The sequence below is a fragment of the Brevibacterium gallinarum genome (genome assembly GCF_014836885.1).
Classification (GTDB): domain Bacteria; phylum Actinomycetota; class Actinomycetes; order Actinomycetales; family Brevibacteriaceae; genus Brevibacterium; species Brevibacterium gallinarum.
The window spans coordinates 406516-423938 of record NZ_JACSPY010000002.1; the positions used below are offsets into that span (position 1 = coordinate 406516).

Genomic DNA, 17423 nt, shown 5'->3' on the forward strand with positions numbered 1-17423 from the left:
GTCGGGAGTTGTCCCTCAGCTGAGAGCCTGAGTGAAATCGGCAATGATGTCGCGTGGATCCTCCAGCCCGATCGAGACGCGCACGACACCAGCAGCAGGGCGGGCGTCGGGGGCGACCGGGCGGTGGGTCAGCGAGGCCGGATGCTGGATGAGAGTGTCAACGCCGCCGAGGGAGACAGCGTGCACAGCCAGGCGGGTGCGCTCGGCGAACGCGGCAGCGGCCTGGTAGCCGCCGGCCATGTCGAGGGCGAGCATCGCGCCGGGGCCGGACATCTGCGAACCGATGAGCCCGGCCGGATCCTGGCCGTCGAGACCGGGGAAGAACACCCGAGCGATCGCCGGGTGGGCAGCCAGCGCCTCGGCAACAGCCTGGGCATTCTCCTGCTGCTGGCGGATGCGGATCGGCAGGGTGCGCAGACCGCGGGCGAGCATATAGGCGCCCATCGGGTGCAGCAGCCCGCCGGTGAGCGAGCGGACACCGCGCAGTTCGCGGGCGCGGTCTTCGGAGCAGGCGACGATGCCGCCCATCGCATCGCCGTGGCCGCCGAGGTACTTCGTAGCCGAATGCACCGAATACGCAGCCCCGTGCGCCAGCGGCTGCTGCAGGACCGGGGTGGCGAACGTGTTGTCGACCATGACCGGCACGTCCCCGGCTGCCGCGACAACAGCGGCGATGTTGACGAGTTCGAGCGTCGGATTCGCCGGGGTCTCCATGACGACGAGACCGGTGTCGGATTCGACCGACTCAGTCACAGTGTCGGGGGTCGCCCACGTGACGCGAGTGCCGAGGAAACCGGTGGCGAGCACATGGTCGGTGCCGCCGTAGAGCGGGCGGATCGCAACGATATGCGGCTTGCCGGCAGCCACCCGCTGCTGGAGCACCGCGCAGATCGCTGCCATCCCGGTGGCGAAGCTGACGGCTGACTCCGCGCCTTCGAGGGCGGCCAGTCCCTCTTCGAAGTCCGAGGCGTTCGGCGACCACAGCCGCTGGTAGACCAGCGAGGTCGCCCCATCCTTGGCGCGGCCGCCGCCGGCGAGCAGCTCATAGGAATCCCCACCGGACTCCACCTCGGGCAGCGGGTAGGTCGTCGACAGATCGATGGTGGGAACGTGGGTGCCCTCCGCGACCGCGCGGGCGGCCGGGCCGTGCACGGCCAGGGTGTCAGGGTGGGTGTGGTGGGCGGCGGAGTCGCCGGGCGTGATGTGGCTCATAGCCTGCATTCAACTCCTCATCGCCACTGAATCGCGCATCCGCTGCAGATAATTGCACAATAGGCAGATGATTCTGCAGAAACTGCGGCACAATGGGCATTGGATCGCAGTCTGCCGCAGACACTGCGATGCGGAAGAGGGGAGTGCCCATGGCCGATGTCGAACTCGATGCCATCGACCGGCAGCTGCTGCGCCTGCTCGATGCCGACGCGCGCGCCCCGGGCCGAGCGCTGGCCCGCCAGCTGCGCGTGGCCGAATCGACTGTTGCGCTGCGCATCCGCCGGCTCGTGTCCACCGGGGTGATCGCGAAATTCGGCATCACCGTCGACAAGGACCGCATCGGCCTGCCGCTGGAGGCGATGATCTCCTGCCAGATCGGCCACCTCGACCGCACCGCGATCGCCGCGCTGCGCCGCGATGCCCCCACCTGGCCGGGCGTGCTCTCGGTCTTCCACATGGCCGGCAGCGACGACTTCATCATCCACGTCGTCGCCACCGACGCCGATGCCCTGCGCGACTTCGTCGTCGACAACCTCGCCAGCCACCCGGCCATCACCCGCACCCAGACGAACCTCGTCTTCGAGAACCTGCCGGGCACCGGCTGGGCCACCGCCCTCGATGCCGACTGAGGAGGGCGGCGCGTCCGGGATCCGGCCTGCGGGCTGACACCTCGGGTGCGGGGGCTTAGGCTCAGGACATGGCCTCAACTCCTGCGCAGATCACGTCCTTCATCGGCGGCCGTCATGTGCCCTCGGTGACGACCTACGACAACATCGACCCGGCGACGAACCAGACGATCGGGCAGATCGCCCGGGGCGGCTTCGACGAAGTCGACCAGGCCGTCATCGCCGCCAGCAAAGCCCAGCAGTCCTGGGGCCGCACCGCACCACAGGAGCGCGCCCGCCTGCTCGTGGCAGCAGCCGAACTCATCCGCGCAGACCGTGAGAACCTCGCCCGGCTCGAAAGCGAAGACACCGGCAAACCGCTGACCCAGGCCTATGCCGACGTCGACGTGTGCGCCCGCTACTTCGAGTTCTACGGCCACACCATCGAGGCCTACTACGGCCACACCATCCCGCTCGGCGAGGACATGCATGTATACACCCGCCGCGAACCCTACGGCGTCACCGGCCACATCGTCGCCTGGAACTACCCCCTCCAGCTCGTCGGCCGGGCGGCAGCCACCTCACTGGCCACCGGCAACTGCGCGGTGGCCAAACCGGCAGACGAAACCCCGCGCACCACCCTGCGCCTAGCCGAGATCCTCCATAAGGCAGGCTTCCCCACCGGCGCCTTCAACGTCGTCACCGGACTCGGCCGGGAAGCCGGTGCGGCACTCGCCCAGCACCCCGAGGTCGCCCACCTCGGCTTCGTCGGCTCAACCGGCACCGGCTCGATCATCGCCCGGGCAGCAGCCGACCGGGTCATCCCGACCGTGCTCGAACTCGGCGGCAAATCCGCCAACATCGTCTTCGCCGATGCCGACATCGACGCAGCCGTGCCCTCCCTGGTCCGCTCGATCATCCAGAACGCCGGCCAGACGTGTTCGGCCGGCTCCCGGCTGCTCGTCCACGCCGACGTCCGCGACGAGGTGCTGGAGAAGATGAGCGCTGCGATGCGCGAGGTGACGATCGGGCCCGGACTCGACGACCCGATGCTCGGCCCGCTCGTCTCCCGCAAGCAGTTCGAGCGGGTGACCGGGTTCCTCGAGCGCCTCGACTCAGGCGAGATTCTCACCGGCGGTGCCGCGCCCGAGGCGATCAGCACCTCGGGAACGGATGGCTCGGCCGGCACGGAGGGCGCCTTCTTCGCCCCGACGATCGTCGCCGATGTCGAGGCCGGCTCCGAGATCTGGCAGGAGGAGGTGTTCGGGCCCGTCGTCGTCTCCCGCAGCTTCGACTCCGACGAGCAGGCGATCGCCGAGGCCAACGGCACCGACTACGGACTCGTCTCCGCCGTGTGGACGCAGAACCTCTCACGCGCCCACCGGATGGCCGCAGAGATCGAAGCCGGCCAGGTGTTCGTCAACACCTACGGCGCCGGCGGCGGCGTCGAACTGCCCTTCGGCGGCTTCAAGAAGTCCGGGTACGGGCGCGAGAAGTCGATCGAGGCCTTCGACGAATACACGCAGACGAAGACCGTCGTCATGAAGATTTGACCCTCACCGCCCTCGGGCTGGTGCTCACCGCCAGCCTCGCCCACGCCCTCTGGAATGCCGCGGCCAAGACCGTCAGCGGGCACGGCTACACGTTCGTCTTTGCCTACCAGCTGATCTCCGCGCTCCTGCTGCTGCCCATCGGCATCACGATCCTCGCCCAGCGGCCGGAGCTTCTCGGCTGGCCGCTGCTCGGCGTCGCCGTCGTCTCAGGACTTCTGCACATCGCCTATTCGGTTACCCTGCAGACCGGCTACGACCGGGCGGACCTCGGCATCGTCTACCCCGTCGCCCGCGGCACCGGACCCGTCCTCACGATCCTCATCGCACTCGCCGTGCTCGGCGAGCGGCCCGGCTGGGCAGGAGTGGCCGGCGGGCTTGTCATCATCGCCGGCATCGCCGTCGTCACCGTGCCGGGCCCGGCGGCGGCAGGGATCCCGGACAGGCGGGAGAGGCGCCGCCCGCTGCTCACCGGGCTGTTCTGGGGCGGGCTGACCGGAGCGTTCATCGCCGGCTACACGCTATGGGACCACCACGTCGTGACGACGACCGAGTATCCGCCGCTTGTTTACTTCGCCGTCAGCACCGCCTTCAACGCCATCGTCATGGCCCCGCGCGCCCTGCGCCGGCCCGCCGACCTGCGCGCGGTGGCCGTCGGGAACAAACGGGCTGTCGCCGTCGTCGCCGTGCTCAGCCCGCTGGCCTACATCCTCGTCCTCATCGCTATGCAGCAGGCCCAGGTGTCGCTTATCGCCCCGCTGCGGGAGACCTCGATCATCATCGGCATGCTGCTGGCCTGGTGGCTCTTCCACGAACGCGACCTCGGCAGGCGGCTGACCGGTGCTGCCATCGTCATCACAGGCATCGGGCTCATCGCCTTGGCGTGACGGGGAATCGCGGCGCGACCGGCCGGTGAACTAGACTGTTGGGCGCACACCGGCAGGCGATGGGCCTGCCACCACGGCAACCAAGGGAGCCCATGAACGACGACACGATCGACGTCTCGGTCCGCCGCAGCCCCAAATACTCGGCGTTCATCATCCTCGGCGTCATCCTCGGCATGATCGCAGGCGGCATCCTGTCCTTCCTGCCCGTCGACATGGCCGGCGTCGAGACCGAGGTGACCCAGGCCTCGGCGACGTGGATGCTCATGGTCTTCTTAGGCGCCATCGGCGGCTTCCTCGGTGCCATCGTCGCCCTCATCCTCGACCGCATCAGTCTGCGCCGCGCCCGCACCTACACGGTGCCTGCCGCGCACGACCCGGCACCTGCGGAAGACGAGACCGAGGTGTCCTCCCGCGAAACCCCTGCCGACCCCGAGGCGGGGGAGACCGAGGCGGCTGAAGAACCCTCCGAACCCCGCCGGGCGGGGGAGACGGATGTGAGAGAATAACGGCGTGACACGCGTGAACGCAGCCTCCAGCGACGATTTCGACCTCGCCGACCAGGGCCCGCAGGACGAATGCGGCGTCTTCGGCGTCTGGGCCCCCGGTGAGGAGGTCGCCAAGCTCACCTACTTCGGCCTCTACGCCCTCCAGCACCGCGGTCAGGAATCGGCCGGCATCGCCGCCAGCAACGGCAAGCAGATCCTCATCTACCGCGATATGGGACTCGTCTCCCAGGTCTTCGACGAAAGCGACCTCGACACCCTGCCCGGCCACATCGCCGTCGGCCACACCCGCTACTCCACCACCGGGGTCTCGTCCTGGGAGAACGCCCAGCCCACCCTCGGACCCACCCCGTTCGGCACCGTCGCACTGGCGCACAACGGCAACCTGACGAACTTCGCCGACCTGCAGGAGATGGCCGACGAGAAGGCCGCCGCCCGCGACGAGACCGTCAAGGCCGCCACCCAGAAACCGGCCCGCACCCGGTCGGGACGCGACTCCTCGAACGACACGTCGCTCGTCACCGAGCTGCTCGCCTCGTCGGCGGCCGAGAACCTCACCGCCGCCGCCCGGGAGCTCATGCCCACGCTCGACGGCGCCTTCTCACTCGTCTTCATGGACGAGCACACCCTGTACGCCGCCCGCGACCGCCACGGCGTGCGCCCGCTGGCCCTCGGCCGCCTCGAACGCGGCTGGGTCGTCGCCAGTGAGACCGCAGCCCTCGACATCGTCGGCGCCTCCTTCGTCCGCGAGATCGAACCCGGCGAGCTCATCGCCATCGACGAAGACGGCCTGCGCTCCTACCGGTGGGCCGAACCCGAACAGGCCCGCTGCGTCTTCGAATACGTCTACCTCGCCCGGCCCGACAGCGTGCTCAACGGCAAGACCGTGCACGCCGCCCGCACCGAGATGGGCCGCCAGCTCGCCCGCGAATACCCCGTCGACGCCGACCTCGTCATCGCCACGCCCGAATCGGGCACCCCGGCCGCCGTCGGCTACGCCGAGGAATCCGGCATCCCGTTCGGGCAGGGGCTGATGAAGAACGCCTACGTCGGCCGCACCTTCATCCAGCCCTCCCAGACGCTGCGCCAGCTCGGCATCCGGCTCAAGCTCAACCCGCTCAAGGAGAACATCGCCGGCCGCCGGCTCGTCGTCGTCGACGACTCGATCGTGCGCGGCAACACCCAGCGGGCCCTCGTGCGCATGCTGCGCGAGGCAGGGGCGAAGGAGATCCACATCCGCATCTCCTCCCCGCCGGTCAAATGGCCGTGCTTCTACGGCATCGACTTCGCCACCCGCGCCGAACTCATCGCCAACGGCCTGACGACCGATGAGATCTGCCAGTCACTCGGCGCCGACTCACTCGGCTACATCTCACTCGACGGGATGATCGCCGCCACCCAGCAGCGCGAAGCCGAACTGTGCACCGCCTGCTTCTCCGGCAACTACCCCATCACCGTGCCCGACACCGCGGCAGCTGAAAGAGGATGCTGATGACCCAGGACCACACCAGCCCCGAGGCCACCACCTACGCCTCTGCCGGCGTCGACGTCGAAGCCGGCGATCGGGCCGTCGAGCTGATGAAGTCCGCAGTCGCCGCCACCCACAACGCCCGTGTCGTCGGCGGGTTCGGCGGTTTCGCCGGCCTGTTCGACGTCACCTGGCTCAAGGATTACCGCCAGCCCTACCTCGCCACCTCCACCGACGGCGTCGGCACCAAGGTCGCGATCGCCCAGGCCCTCGACATCCACGACACCATCGGCTACGACCTCGTCGGCATGGTCGTCGACGACATCATCGTCTGCGGCGCCCGCCCGCTGTTCATGACCGACTACATCGCCTGCGGCAGGGTCGTGCCCGAACGCATCGCCGACATCGTCCGCGGCATCGCCGAAGCCTGTGCGTCTGCCGGCGTCGCACTCGTCGGCGGCGAGACCGCTGAGCACCCCGGCCTGCTCGGCGTCGACGAATACGATGTCGCCGGAGCGGCCACCGGCGCTGTGGAAGCCGAGGACCTCCTCGGGCCCGAACGCGTCAACACCGGTGATGTGCTCATCGGGCTGCCGGCCTCCGGCCTGCACTCCAACGGCTACTCACTCGTCCGCCGCATCATCGCCGACGCCGGCTGGGCCCTCGACCGCGAAGTCCCGGAGTTCTCCCGCACCCTCGGCGAGGAGATCCTCACCCCCACCCGCGTCTACACCGGTGACCTCGCAGCGATCCTCGACGCCCGGCCCGGTGCTATCCACGCGATGTCGCACGTCACCGGCGGCGGCCTGTCGGCCAACGTCGCCCGCGTCATCCCGCAGGGCACACTCGCCCGCATGCACCGGGCCAGCTGGGAGATCCCGGCCGTCTTCGACGTCCTCGGAGACCTCGGCCAGGTTCCGCAGGCCGACCGCGAACGCACCTGGAACCTCGGCGTCGGCATGGTCCTGGCTGTCGACCCGGCCGCCGCCGAGGCGGTGCTCGCCGCCCTGCCCGGCTCCTGGCTGCTCGGCGAGGTCACCGGCGACGACGGTGCATATGCGTCCGACCCGTACTACGTGCAGGGTGCCAAGGGCGTCGACGGGGGCGCGGCGATCCTGCTCGACTGAGGAGGCCACCGCCTCGAAAACGGCGAAGGGCCCCGCCTGTCGGCAGGGCCCTGAAGCGATCAGCGCTCAGTGGGAGCGGTCGTCGCTGTCCTCATCGTCAGCGTACTTATCAGCATAATCGGAGTAATCCGGATCATCATAGTCCGCGTAGTCATCGGAGTCATCAGACGTCGACGCGCCCCCGAGCTCTCGCTGGAGCGCACTCAGGTCCGTCTCCGGGCTGTAGTACTTCAGCTTACGGGCAACCTTGATCTGCTTCGCCTTTGCGCGGCCGCGACCCACAGGCGTCGACCCCCTCCTGGTCAGACCCAGGGCTGCTGGCTGTCGGCCCCGGGATTCTCCGGTTGTCTGTGCTTCGAATCCTACCCCGCCGCCACAGAGGTGTCATGTCACCTCAGGCGAGCGCGGGAATACTGGACACCATTATGAGACAGTCCCGAGCAAAAGGCGAATGAGTCCAGAAGAGCCCGGGCCCGAGGCGGAGGCGAACCGGGTGTGAACGCTAGAGTAGGAGCATGGGTTACGAGCGCAGCTATGTCATCTCCCTGCGAGTGTTCGAGCCGTTGGTCGTGCACGAGGAGTTCGCCGACTACCCTGTCAGTGCCAACCGGGAGACCATCGAGCGCCTCGTCGCCGAGGACGCCGACGACCGGCTCATCAGCCTGCCCCCGGACCCTGTCGCCGACTCCTACCGCGGCACCCCGCTGTTCCTCACCGGCGCGGAGACCGGCGACAGCTTCGACCGCGTCTGCCCCGTCCAGGACGACATCCGCTCCTGGCACGCCCTCGATGCGCTCATGGAAGCCCACCCGCGGACTGAGCTCGACATGTTCGTGCCCAAGGCCGCCCGCCGCCGGGCGGCCAGCCACCGGGTCGAATGGATGCAGGACGACCCGGACACCCGCGTGTTCACCCGCACCTCAGCCTGGGACGTCTCCCCGGTGTGGTGGCTGGCGATCGACCCGGGCAACGACCGCGTCATCAGCACCGACACCGCAGACGGCAGCTTCCGGATTCGCATCCGCACCCCGATCGTCACCGCCGCCGCCCGCGTCGAATGGGCCCACGATGTGATGGACGAGAAGTCCCGGCTGCGCACCGTCGTCGAATCGACCGAAGCCTTCGGCGACTGGCTCGATGACTTCGATATGAACGCGATGCTCGAACTCGACCTCGGCGGCATGAGCGACGTGCTGTGGCCGGACACCGGCGCCGAACACGTCACCGACTGGATCGACTGCCTCGACGTCGACGACACCGAGGGCGCGATCCGCGCCTTCAACCGCTACACCCGCCAGTGGGAGATGATCGGCCTCTACGCCCGCAGCAGCTGAGGCGTTGCCCGGCTATCTGACGGGGATCTCCAGACGGCCGGTCTCGGCCACCCGCAGCGACAGAGTCTCAGAGTCGAGCCCCTGTTTGGGGAAATACGCGAGCTGCCGGATCGGCTCACCGAAGGCCGCATCCTTCACGCCGTTCTGCGCGCACAGGCAGTCCGAACCGCCGGCAGTGACCGGCCTGGCGAGCAGGTTCGCCTGGTCATCGTGCAGGGCGAGGTTCGCGCTCGTCGCATATGAGCGCAGGGTCGTCTCCGGGTTCTGCCCGAAGTGCAGCGCTTCGGGATTCGCGGGGTCACCGGCCAGCGCCTGCTCATCGGCGGAGCCGTCGGCGGTGCGGAAGCTGTAGCTGAGGACGTAGAAGTCACCGGCTTCGGTGAGTGAGTCGACGTCGAGGCGCAGCTCCGAGCCCGGGTTGCCCTCCGGTGGGGTGAGGATGCCCGAGGCGATCGGCGCCTGCCCGCCGGAGGCGCCGCTGGTGGCGCCGGCCGCCCCATTGGCCGGCTCCATCTCCGGGATGTCCGGCAGTTGCTCGCCGGTGTCGACGTTCGGTTTCACCTCAGCGGCCGGGGTGTAGGTGAAGGACACCTGGCGGTTGAGTGCGCGGTTCTTCTCGATCGGCTGCCCATCTGCGCCGGTGTTGGGCACGCTCGGCTGGGACTCACCGTAGCCCTTCGTCTGAAGCGTGATACCGGTTCCGTCGAGCTTGGATTCGAGGGCCTGTTTGACCGCCTCGGCGCGGCGTTCGGACAGCGACTGGTTGTAGGCGTCCTCGCCCTGATCGTCGGTGTGGCCCTCGACGGTGACCGTCTGGCCCTGCGCCGTGCGCTTGAGCTCATCGGCGGTCGATGCGATGACGCCGTCGGCCTTCGCATCGAGGGTGTCGGCGTCGAGTGCGAAGAGCGGGCGGTCCGAGAAGCGAGCGCACGGGCATTGCCGCGGACCCTCGCCAAGCAGTAGGCTAACAGTGTTAGCCTACTGCTGGTTGACGCTTCACCCGCACCGATCGGAGCCTTCGCTGTGACAGTCGTCCGTGTCATCGCCATCTGCCTGTCCATCCCCGTCATCCTGGCCGCCGGAATCTTCGCCTACAGCCGCTTCAACCCGGTCTCGGTCGTCATTGTCACCGAACTCGATGCCTCTCCAGACGAGGTGTGGGCGGTGCTGGCCGACACTGAGCGCTACAGCGAATGGAACCCCTCTATTATCGAGAGCTCTGGAACCGTCGCTGCAGGTGAGAAGCTGCGCAACACCGTCATGGTCGGTGAGGGCACAGTGATCTTCACCCCCACGATCCGCACTGCCGAACCCGGCCGCGAGCTGACCTGGAGCGGGCGCATGTGGGTTCCGGGACTGGCTGACGGTGAGCACTCCTTCCTGCTCGAAGCGCTGCCCGGTGGCGGCACCCGGCTGACCCAGCAGGAAACCCTCACCGGGGTTGTCGTGCCGTTCATGCCGTCGATGCGCGCCGACCTCGAAGCCGACTTCGCCGAGGTCAACGACGCGATCGGAGAGCGGGCTGCCGAACTGCGGCAGACTGGAGTCCATGACTGACATTCCGATCGAGCTGCCGCCCCGCAGTCCGCGCCAGGCTGAGATCCTCTCCGCTGCGCGCCGCCGCGTTGAAGCCGAGGGGTGGGATGCGCTGAGCATGCGCACGCTGGCAGCTGACCTCGGCATCCGGGCGCCGTCGCTGTACAAGCATCTGCCGAACAAGGACGCCGTGCGCACCCAGCTGCTCATCGATGCCTTCGCCCAGATGGGGCGCGCGTGCTGGCAGGTGATCGAGGACGGGGCCGCGGTTCCCGCGCTGCTGCGCGCCTACCGGGCCACTGCTGCAAAGTCGCCGGAGCTCTACCGGCTGGCGACGCGCGGGTCGCTTGACCGGGCCGCACTGCCCGACGGCCTCGAGGAGTGGTCCGGTCAGCCGTTCTTCCTCATCACCGGCGACCCGGCGACCGCGCAGGCGCTGTGGGCAGCCGCGCACGGGCTCACGATTCTCCAGCTCGACGGCCGGCTGCCGCCTGGCAGTGACATGGATGCGGCCTGGGGTGCGCTCGCCGAGGCGTTCGCCTGAGCGGACCTGACTGGCTGGATCAGCCGCATGCGTGCGGCGCCGGCCTGCCAAGAGTCAGCAGGGCCGTCGCGGCCTCGGTGGGAACGGTGACGTCGAGACCGGTGCACTCGCGGAAGAGCCGCAGCCGATTCAGCACAGTGTTGCGGTGCACATAGCAGCGCTCGGCCGTGCGCTGCGTCGAACCGCAGCCGAGGTAGACGAGCACGGTGCCGATGACGCGTTCGCGCTCATCAGCAGCAAGGGTGGCAAGACCGGACTGGATTTCCGATTGCCAGCTGGGGAACATCGCCACCAGATGCTCGTGCAGAAACGGCACCCACACCTCGCGTTCGGTTGCCCACGTTCCGGGCTCGGCGAAGACTACGAGGTCCCGAGCCCGCGCAGCGGCCGCCGGGACCTCGGCCAGGCCGGTGACTGTGCCGATCTCCAGCGCTGACTCGTCGATGAGGCTCGTCTTGTCGGGTGGCTGGCCGGTCTCGATGATGACAACCGTCGTCTCCTCGACGGCTGACCAGTGGTGGCGCAGCCGTTGGCGGCGCAGCGACTGACCGCAGCGGTGCAGCAGGTCTGATTCGGCATCGGCCTGCATCGCCCAGACCATGAACTGTGTCTGCAAGGCGAAGCCGGTGAGCTCAGCGACGCGCTCTGTCAGGGAGGAGGGGTCATCGGCGGAGAGGAAGTGGGTGAGCATCCGGCGCGTCTGGATGGCGGTGTCGGCAGCGAGCGCTTCAGCCTCTTTGAGGTAGGCGCGCTGGGCATAGGACGAGTACTCTTCGACGGTCTCGAGGACGTCTTCGGCGTGCGCAAGCAGTTGTGCGGCATCTTCATCGGTGACGCTGCGGATCAGCCCGGCCCACAACACCCGGAAGTCCAAGCGGATCGCTGCGACCATCTCATCGAGGGAGATCCCCTGGGCTGTGCGGCGGCGACCGAGGTCTTCGGACAGTGAGCGCAGTTCGCCCGCACTTCCGCGGCCTGACAGCCGATGGATGAGCGTCGTCAACGAGCGGTGAGCGGTCTCCACCACCTCCGCTCGCGGTAGGTGCGCATATCCCGGCACTTCGGAATCGAGCAACTCGGCGAATTCTTCTGCCAGCGTGTCCGCCTGCTGCAGGAGATTCTTCAAAGTGGCATCCCACCAAACATCGACCGGTGCATCGGCGGGCTCACCTGGATTGGCTGAGGAGTTGAGCGATGGATTCTGCGGAAGGATCACGACCCAATTGTGCATCTGCATAGTACGGCGGGGCAATCATGTGCAGTCGGCTATTGCTCTGCACCTGTCTGAGCGAGCACTGTGGATAAAGCAATCTGCATCACAGTCTCCTGTGTTGTGCACTACTCCAATGGAGGGCATCGTGACCTCAACTGCCGTACCGGACGCCGTGCCGGCGGACACCCAGCTCGACCGCACGCGGATGCGTCGCATCTCCACCGCTAGCGTCATCGGCACCACCGTCACAAGGAGATACGCGGATGACCACTGAACCATCCATCCCCGCAGGCCGCAGCGCCGGCCACCTCATGGTCGAACAGCTCGTGCGCGAAGGTGTCGAACGCGTCTACAGCGTGCCCGGTGAGAGCTTCCTCGACATCCTCGACGGCCTCTACGACGCCCCGATCACCAATGTCGTCGCCCGCCATGAAGGCGGCGCCGGCTTCATGGCCCTGGCCGAGGCGCGCCTGACCGGCAGGCCCGGCGTCGTCATGGTCACCCGCGGACCGGGTGCGGCGAACGCGATGATCGCCATCCACACTGCGTATCAGGACCAGACGCCGCTCGTGATGTTCGTCGGCCTTATCCCCGTCGCTGACCGCAATCGCGAGTCCTTCCAGGAGTTCGACCCGCACGCCTGGTTCGGCTCGACGGCGAAGAAGGTCCTCGTCCTCGACGACCCGGACTCCGCCGGCGAACTCGTCGCCGACGCCATGCGCACCGCCTCCGGCGGCCGGCCCGGCCCAGTCGTCATCGGGGTGCCCGAGGACGTGCTGACCTTCCCCACCTCGGCTCCGGCACTCGACCCGCGCCCGCTGCCGGCCCCGGCGATCAGCCCGGAGGCCGTCGCGCAGGTGCACCAGGCGATCAGCGAAGCCGAACGCCCGATGGTCGTCATCGGCGGCGACGGCTGGCACTCCGGGTGCGGCGCCGACCTCGCCACCTGGTGTGCACAGATGGGCCTGCCGGTGACCTCCGACTTCCGCGCATACGACGCGATCCCGTCGTCGAGCCCCGCCTGGGTCGGCAGCCTCGGATACGGCCGCAGCGACGCGCTCGCCGCGCACTTCGACGAGGCCGACCTGCTGCTCTTCATCGGCGCGGTGCGTTCCGATGTGCTCACCGACGGCTACACCCGCGGCCTGACTTCACGGGCGATCGTCATCGACCCCGACCCCGATCTGCTCGGTCACGCAGGCAGCGTCGAGATGCACATCCAGGCCCGGCCAGCCGACATTGTCCCGGTCCTCGTCGCCGACGCCCCGGAAGTCTCCGGTGGCAGGGAGCGTCTGGAACGGATGCGAGCCGAGCATCTCGTCTACGCGACCGAACGGCCCACCAACATCCCCGCCTCGGGAGCGGAGGACATCGGCGTCGACCTGCATGCGCTCATGACAGAGCTGCGGGAGCGCACCGGCGGTGAGGCCGTTGTCACCTACGGGGCCGGCAACCACGCCCTGTGGCCGCCGCGCTACCTGCGTCACGAACGCCCAGGCACGCTCGTCGCACCGCGTAACGGCGCCATGGGCGCCGGCATCCCCGCCGCCGTGGCCGCAGGCCTCGTGCACCCGGACCGGACCGTCATCTCGATCGCCGGTGACGGCTGCTTCATGATGAACGGCCAGGAGATCGCCACTGCGGTGGGCTACGGGGCGAAGATCGTCGTGCTCGTCATCGACAACGGGATCTTCGCGACTATCGTGGAACATCAGGAGCGGCACTACCCGCAGCGGCCATCGGGCACCCACATGACCAACCCGGACTTCGCGCTCATGGCGCAGTCCTACGGGCTGCACGGCGAGACCGTGCGCACGAGTGCGGACATCGCAGGTGCCGTCGAGCGGGCGCTGGCCAGCCCGACCGGTGCGCTGCTGCACGTCATCACCGACCCGGCCCTGCGCGGCCCCTCCGGTCAGATGCCGGAGGCGACCGGCGCCTCGGGAACGGGTACGGCCGCACAGGAGAACGGAGAGCACGCATGAGCCAGGACACCACGCGCAACGACGCCTTCCTCGCCGACTGGAACGTCCACACCACCTTCGGGGCGGTGCCCGGCACCCACGGGGTCGACCGGCAGGCGGCCACCGAACCCGATGGCGAGCAGCGCCGCTGGTTCGCAGAGCTCCTGCAGCGTCACGGCATGAGGGTGGTCCGCGATGAGATCGGCAACCAGTTCGGGCTGCTCGAGCTCGTCCCCGGCGCACCCTATGTGCTCACCGGCTCGCACATGGATTCGCAGCCGACTGCCGGCCGCTTCGACGGCGCCTACGGCGTCATGGCCTCAGCGCATGCGGCTTTCCGGCTCGCCGAGCACTTCGCCGCCAACCCCGGTGAGGCGGCCTGCAATGTCGCGGTCGTCAACTGGTTCAACGAAGAGGGCAGCCGGTTCAAGCCCTCGATGATGGGCTCGGGTGTGTTCACCGGCAAGCTCGGGCTAGCTGAGGCGCTGGAGACTCGTGACAAGCAGGGGGTCAGCGTTCGCGAGGCCCTCGATGCGATCGGCGAGCGTGGTGATGGCGCAGTCGAGCTCGACCTTGCCGCCTATGCCGAGATCCACGTCGAACAGGGTCGCAGCATGGACGAAGACGGCGTGACGATCGGTCTTGTGTCCGCCACATGGGCTGCGCACAAGTACGAATTGCGCATCCGCGGCGACCAGGCCCACTCCGGGGCGGCGCTCATGGCCGACCGGCGGGACGCGCTGCTCGGGGCGGCCAAGCTCATCGTCGCCGCCCGCGAGCTCGTCGACGACTACGATGATGGCGCGCTGCATACTGCCGTCGGTGAGATCACCGTCTACCCGAACTCACCGGTCGTCGTCGCCAGCGAGGCGAACATCCTGCTCGACCTGCGCTCGCCGAGCATGGAGGTCATCGAGAGCGCGGCTGAGAAGCTGCGGGCGACGATGGCCGAGGTGGAGGAGGCCGTCGGTGTCGAGATCGACATCGTCCACGAGCATGCCTGGGATCAGAACCCCTATCAGCCGGAGGGCACCGCGCTGGCTCGTTCCGTCGCCGAGGCGCTGGGTCTGTCCCATGGGGAGGTGCTGACCGTGGCCGGTCACGATTCGACGAACATGAAGGACCTCGTGCCGACTGTCATGCTTTTCGTACCGAGCGTCGAAGGCGTCTCACACAACCTCAACGAGTTCACCAAAGACGATGACCTGTGTGCCGGTCTCGATCACCTCACCGAGGTGCTGCGCCGGATCGTGGTGGATCCGTCGGTGGTGGCTGGGGCTCAGTCGTCTGAGAGGTAACCGGTTTCAGGGCCGATGTCGGCGAGGAAGTCCCGGATCGCCTCGATGTGGTCTTCGTCGGTCAGCTCGCTGGGCGGGTTGGTCTCGCCAGCGAAGCCGTAGTCCGGGGGTCTTCTCTGACCTCAAGTCCCGTTCACAACCTCCCGAGGAACTACACCTAAGCTTTGTCAGTCTCGAAGAGCTGGTGCGGGTTTCAAGGGTATTCGCGGCCGACGACGCTGTTCTCATAAAGTTCCAGCGCGCTCGTCGCGGGCGCACGCACGCCCACGCGTTTGGGCTCAATGAACTGCCTGGCTGGGCGGACTGACCAGGGTCTAAAGAACGAGTCCGCGGCCCGTTCTGAGCATTAACCCGCATTAACCCGGATCGCTGCGCACGCTCACACACGCAGAAGACCCCCGGTTTCCCGGGGGTCTTCGTGGCTGTGGCTCCGACCGGCGTCGATCCGGTGACCTTTCGATTTTCAGTCGAACGCTCTACCAACTGAGCTACAGAGCCAAGTCCGCTGGCAGCGAGCGCAGCTCATCTGCCTGCTGATAGAACAAAGGCTCTTCTGAAACAGAAGAGCCGATTGCTCCGCGACCCTGACGGGACTCGAACCCGCGACCTCCGCCGTGACAGGGCGGCGCGCTAACCAACTGCGCCACAGGGCCTTATTCGTTTGTGTGCCGGATGAGGCGACCTCCATCCTACACGTACCCCCAACGGGATTCGAACCCGTGTCGCCGCCGTGAAAGGGCGGTGTCCTAGGCCACTAGACGATGGGGGCCTCCCGCATCAGTCTCCCGATGAGGCTGTCAGCTCCGGTTGCCCGGCGCATGAACCTCAGATAGCTTAGCGCACCGCTCGGTGGATTTGCAAAACGGATCGGCGGCCTTTTCCTGTGACGTCGATCACCGCTCCCGAGGCGGTCCGCACCCAGCTGCGCACCCCGCCTTCCAGCCGGCTCGCCTCAGTAGACTGACCCTATGACATGCGGTCACCCCGAGCATGCGGATCACGGCCAGCACGAGCCGCTCGAGCCGATCGACGACGCCACCTTCGAGGCGCTGTACGCGATCTTTGACGACCTCGTCGACGAGGTGATGGGCGAGCTGCCGGAAGGCGTGCTCGACTACATGGACAACGTCGTCCTCTTCGCAGAAGACGAGCCCCCGCCCGAGGAGCCGGACATCCTCGGTGTCTACGACGGCATCCCGCTGACCGAGCGCGGCGACCCGTGGGCGTTCGTGCCCCCGGATGTCATCTTCCTCTACCGCATCAACCTCATCGAGTTCTCCCGTACGGCCGAACGGCTGCGCGAGGAGATCCTCACGACGATCGTCCATGAGATCGCCCACCATCACGGCATCGATGATGAGCGTCTCCATGAACTCGGCTGGGGCTGACAAAAACGGGCCCCGATCCGCCCGACATCGCCTGCCTGATTGTTGAATGCGGACAAAAGATTGGTCATCGGACTGATCGGTCATTTAAAGTAGCTGTCGTCCACCCGTCCGATCAGCACCTATACACCGGCCCGCCGTCCCGTCAGAACCCCGACTGGCCCGGCAGGCAGGAGGCAGCGAAGACCCATGTCGATTGCAGCTCGATCACACGCCGCGGCTACCCCCGCCCTGCGCGTGCTCAACCTCGCCGGCATCGATTACTCGGTTCATGAGTTCGACCACGACCCGGCCCGCCGCCGTTACGGCACCGAAGCCTCAGAGAAACTCGGCGTCGAATCCGGCAGGATCCTCAAGACCCTCATGATCCACGTCGACCAGGAACCGGTCGTCGCCCTCGTCCCTGTCTCCGGACAGCTCGACCTCAAGGCGATCGCCGGTGTGTGCGGTGGCAAGAAGGCCCAGCTGACCGGCATCGCCGAAACCGAACGTCGCACCGGCTACATGATCGGCGGTGTCAGCCCTTTCGGGCAGCGCAATTCCTCACCGGTGGTCATGGACCTCTCCGCTCAGGACTTCTCCACCGTCTACGTCTCAGCCGGGCGCCGCGGCTTGGAGATCGAACTGCGTCCCGATGACCTCGTCATGCTCACCAATGCACAGGTCGCCCGCATCGCCAGCCTCGACTGACGACGCACCGATCCCAGCCGAACACCGGTCCCAGCCGGGCACTGATCCCTACCGGCATTGCTCCCAGCCGAGCGCCGACCTGCCGGCGCAGACGCCAACCGACCTGG

The 17423-nt window shown here is 67.7% G+C and carries 18 protein-coding genes and 3 tRNA genes; 14 read left to right on the forward strand and 7 right to left on the reverse strand.

Annotated features, from left to right (window positions below; all coding sequences use genetic code 11):
* Window positions 1–15: 15 nt before the first annotated feature.
* Window positions 16–1212, reverse strand: a complete 1197-nt coding sequence (locus H9634_RS04010; protein ID WP_191725474.1) for a trans-sulfuration enzyme family protein — start codon at window positions 1210–1212, stop codon at window positions 16–18.
* A 149-nt stretch (window positions 1213–1361) separates the two neighbouring features.
* Between H9634_RS04010 and H9634_RS04015 the strand changes: the two genes are divergently transcribed.
* The 6 genes from H9634_RS04015 (at window position 1362) to purM (ending at window position 7352) form a co-directional block, all read left to right on the forward strand.
* The gene (locus H9634_RS04015) at window positions 1362–1841 is read left to right on the forward strand and encodes an Lrp/AsnC family transcriptional regulator (protein WP_225210543.1); all 480 of its coding nucleotides are present in this window, start codon (window positions 1362–1364) and stop codon (window positions 1839–1841) included.
* A gap of 68 nt (window positions 1842–1909) precedes the next feature.
* Window positions 1910–3370 carry an aldehyde dehydrogenase family protein gene (locus tag H9634_RS04020; RefSeq protein ID WP_191725476.1) on the forward strand — a complete coding sequence of 487 codons (1461 nt, stop codon included), beginning with the start codon at window positions 1910–1912 and terminating at the stop codon, window positions 3368–3370.
* Complete coding sequence (locus tag H9634_RS04025) at window positions 3367–4254, forward strand: DMT family transporter (protein ID WP_191725477.1); 888 nt, start codon at window positions 3367–3369, stop codon at window positions 4252–4254. The genes H9634_RS04020 and H9634_RS04025 overlap by 4 nt, the downstream gene beginning before the upstream one ends.
* Before the next feature lie 92 nt (window positions 4255–4346).
* Window positions 4347–4760 (forward strand): hypothetical protein, encoded by a 414-nt coding sequence (locus H9634_RS04030; protein WP_191725478.1) that lies wholly within the window; start codon window positions 4347–4349, stop codon window positions 4758–4760.
* A 4-nt stretch (window positions 4761–4764) separates the two neighbouring features.
* Window positions 4765–6249: an amidophosphoribosyltransferase gene (purF, locus tag H9634_RS04035; protein WP_191725479.1), complete on the forward strand. Its 1485-nt coding sequence runs from the start codon at window positions 4765–4767 to the stop codon at window positions 6247–6249.
* Entirely contained in the window at window positions 6249–7352 is a 1104-nt protein-coding gene (gene purM, locus H9634_RS04040) for a phosphoribosylformylglycinamidine cyclo-ligase (protein ID WP_191725480.1), read from the forward strand. The genes purF and purM overlap by 1 nt, the downstream gene beginning before the upstream one ends.
* Before the next feature lie 66 nt (window positions 7353–7418).
* On the opposite strand, the gene H9634_RS04045 is transcribed toward purM, so the two are convergent.
* Entirely contained in the window at window positions 7419–7634 is a 216-nt protein-coding gene (locus H9634_RS04045) for a DUF3073 domain-containing protein (RefSeq protein ID WP_102162091.1), read from the reverse strand.
* 233 nt (window positions 7635–7867) lie between these two features.
* Here H9634_RS04045 and H9634_RS04050 point away from each other — a divergent pair, with 233 nt between their 5' ends.
* Window positions 7868–8686 carry a hypothetical protein gene (locus H9634_RS04050; protein ID WP_191725481.1) on the forward strand — a complete coding sequence of 273 codons (819 nt, stop codon included), beginning with the start codon at window positions 7868–7870 and terminating at the stop codon, window positions 8684–8686.
* A gap of 12 nt (window positions 8687–8698) precedes the next feature.
* Here H9634_RS04050 and H9634_RS04055 read toward each other — a convergent pair whose 3' ends face one another.
* Entirely contained in the window at window positions 8699–9646 is a 948-nt protein-coding gene (locus tag H9634_RS04055; RefSeq protein WP_191725527.1) for an OmpA family protein, read from the reverse strand.
* Window positions 9647–9709: 63 nt separating this feature from the next.
* On the opposite strand from H9634_RS04055, the gene H9634_RS04060 reads away from it, so the two are divergent.
* Window positions 9710–10243, forward strand: coding sequence for an SRPBCC family protein (locus H9634_RS04060; RefSeq protein WP_191725482.1), 534 nt, complete (start codon window positions 9710–9712; stop codon window positions 10241–10243).
* Window positions 10236–10766 carry a TetR/AcrR family transcriptional regulator gene (locus H9634_RS04065; protein WP_191725483.1) on the forward strand — a complete coding sequence of 177 codons (531 nt, stop codon included), beginning with the start codon at window positions 10236–10238 and terminating at the stop codon, window positions 10764–10766. Before H9634_RS04060 ends, H9634_RS04065 begins: the two co-directional genes overlap by 8 nt.
* 19 nt (window positions 10767–10785) lie before the next feature.
* Here the strand turns inward: H9634_RS04065 and H9634_RS14855 are convergent, their stop codons facing one another.
* Window positions 10786–11982, reverse strand: coding sequence for a helix-turn-helix domain-containing protein (locus H9634_RS14855; protein ID WP_191725484.1), 1197 nt, complete (start codon window positions 11980–11982; stop codon window positions 10786–10788).
* A 142-nt stretch (window positions 11983–12124) separates the two neighbouring features.
* Between H9634_RS14855 and H9634_RS14705 the strand changes: the two genes are divergently transcribed.
* Genes H9634_RS14705 through H9634_RS04080 form a run of 3 tightly spaced genes read left to right on the forward strand, consistent with a single transcriptional unit; the run spans window position 12125 to window position 15241 of the window.
* Complete coding sequence (locus H9634_RS14705; protein WP_263598784.1) at window positions 12125–12253, forward strand: hypothetical protein; 129 nt, start codon at window positions 12125–12127, stop codon at window positions 12251–12253.
* Window positions 12243–13964 carry a thiamine pyrophosphate-dependent enzyme gene (locus tag H9634_RS04075; protein ID WP_191725485.1) on the forward strand — a complete coding sequence of 574 codons (1722 nt, stop codon included), beginning with the start codon at window positions 12243–12245 and terminating at the stop codon, window positions 13962–13964. Before H9634_RS14705 ends, H9634_RS04075 begins: the two co-directional genes overlap by 11 nt.
* The gene (locus H9634_RS04080) at window positions 13961–15241 is read left to right on the forward strand and encodes a M20 family metallo-hydrolase (RefSeq protein ID WP_191725486.1); all 1281 of its coding nucleotides are present in this window, start codon (window positions 13961–13963) and stop codon (window positions 15239–15241) included. The genes H9634_RS04075 and H9634_RS04080 overlap by 4 nt, the downstream gene beginning before the upstream one ends.
* Window positions 15242–15666: 425 nt before the next feature.
* On the opposite strand, the gene H9634_RS04085 is transcribed toward H9634_RS04080, so the two are convergent.
* The 3 genes from H9634_RS04085 to H9634_RS04095 form a co-directional block, all read right to left on the reverse strand.
* Window positions 15667–15739 (reverse strand) — tRNA-Phe (locus tag H9634_RS04085).
* 81 nt (window positions 15740–15820) lie between these two features.
* Window positions 15821–15894 (reverse strand) — tRNA-Asp (locus H9634_RS04090).
* Between the two features lie 43 nt (window positions 15895–15937).
* Window positions 15938–16010: transfer RNA gene (locus H9634_RS04095), tRNA-Glu, on the reverse strand.
* 199 nt (window positions 16011–16209) lie between these two features.
* On the opposite strand from H9634_RS04095, the gene H9634_RS04100 reads away from it, so the two are divergent.
* Both H9634_RS04100 and ybaK read left to right on the forward strand, forming a co-directional pair.
* Window positions 16210–16629: a metallopeptidase family protein gene (locus H9634_RS04100; RefSeq protein ID WP_191725487.1), complete on the forward strand. Its 420-nt coding sequence runs from the start codon at window positions 16210–16212 to the stop codon at window positions 16627–16629.
* Window positions 16630–16815: 186 nt separating this feature from the next.
* Window positions 16816–17316, forward strand: a complete 501-nt coding sequence (gene ybaK / locus H9634_RS04105) for a Cys-tRNA(Pro) deacylase (protein ID WP_102162084.1) — start codon at window positions 16816–16818, stop codon at window positions 17314–17316.
* Window positions 17317–17423 lie beyond the last annotated feature (107 nt).

What these genes read in the sequence shown, in the direction of transcription:
- H9634_RS04020 (WP_191725476.1), top strand. Translation starts at nt 1,910, where the DNA reads ATGGCCTCAACTCCTGCGCAGATCACGTCCTTCATCGGCGGCCGTCAT.
- H9634_RS04100 (WP_191725487.1), top strand. Translation starts at nt 16,210, where the DNA reads ATGACATGCGGTCACCCCGAGCATGCGGATCACGGCCAGCACGAGCCG.
- H9634_RS04050 (WP_191725481.1), top strand. Translation starts at nt 7,868, where the DNA reads ATGGGTTACGAGCGCAGCTATGTCATCTCCCTGCGAGTGTTCGAGCCG.
- H9634_RS04065 (WP_191725483.1), top strand. Translation starts at nt 10,236, where the DNA reads ATGACTGACATTCCGATCGAGCTGCCGCCCCGCAGTCCGCGCCAGGCT.
- H9634_RS04010 (WP_191725474.1), bottom strand. Translation starts at nt 1,212, where the DNA reads ATGAGCCACATCACGCCCGGCGACTCCGCCGCCCACCACACCCACCCT.
- H9634_RS04030 (WP_191725478.1), top strand. Translation starts at nt 4,347, where the DNA reads ATGAACGACGACACGATCGACGTCTCGGTCCGCCGCAGCCCCAAATAC.
- H9634_RS04075 (WP_191725485.1), top strand. Translation starts at nt 12,243, where the DNA reads ATGACCACTGAACCATCCATCCCCGCAGGCCGCAGCGCCGGCCACCTC.
- ybaK (WP_102162084.1), top strand. Translation starts at nt 16,816, where the DNA reads ATGTCGATTGCAGCTCGATCACACGCCGCGGCTACCCCCGCCCTGCGC.
- H9634_RS04015 (WP_225210543.1), top strand. Translation starts at nt 1,362, where the DNA reads ATGGCCGATGTCGAACTCGATGCCATCGACCGGCAGCTGCTGCGCCTG.
- H9634_RS04080 (WP_191725486.1), top strand. Translation starts at nt 13,961, where the DNA reads ATGAGCCAGGACACCACGCGCAACGACGCCTTCCTCGCCGACTGGAAC.
- purM (WP_191725480.1), top strand. Translation starts at nt 6,249, where the DNA reads ATGACCCAGGACCACACCAGCCCCGAGGCCACCACCTACGCCTCTGCC.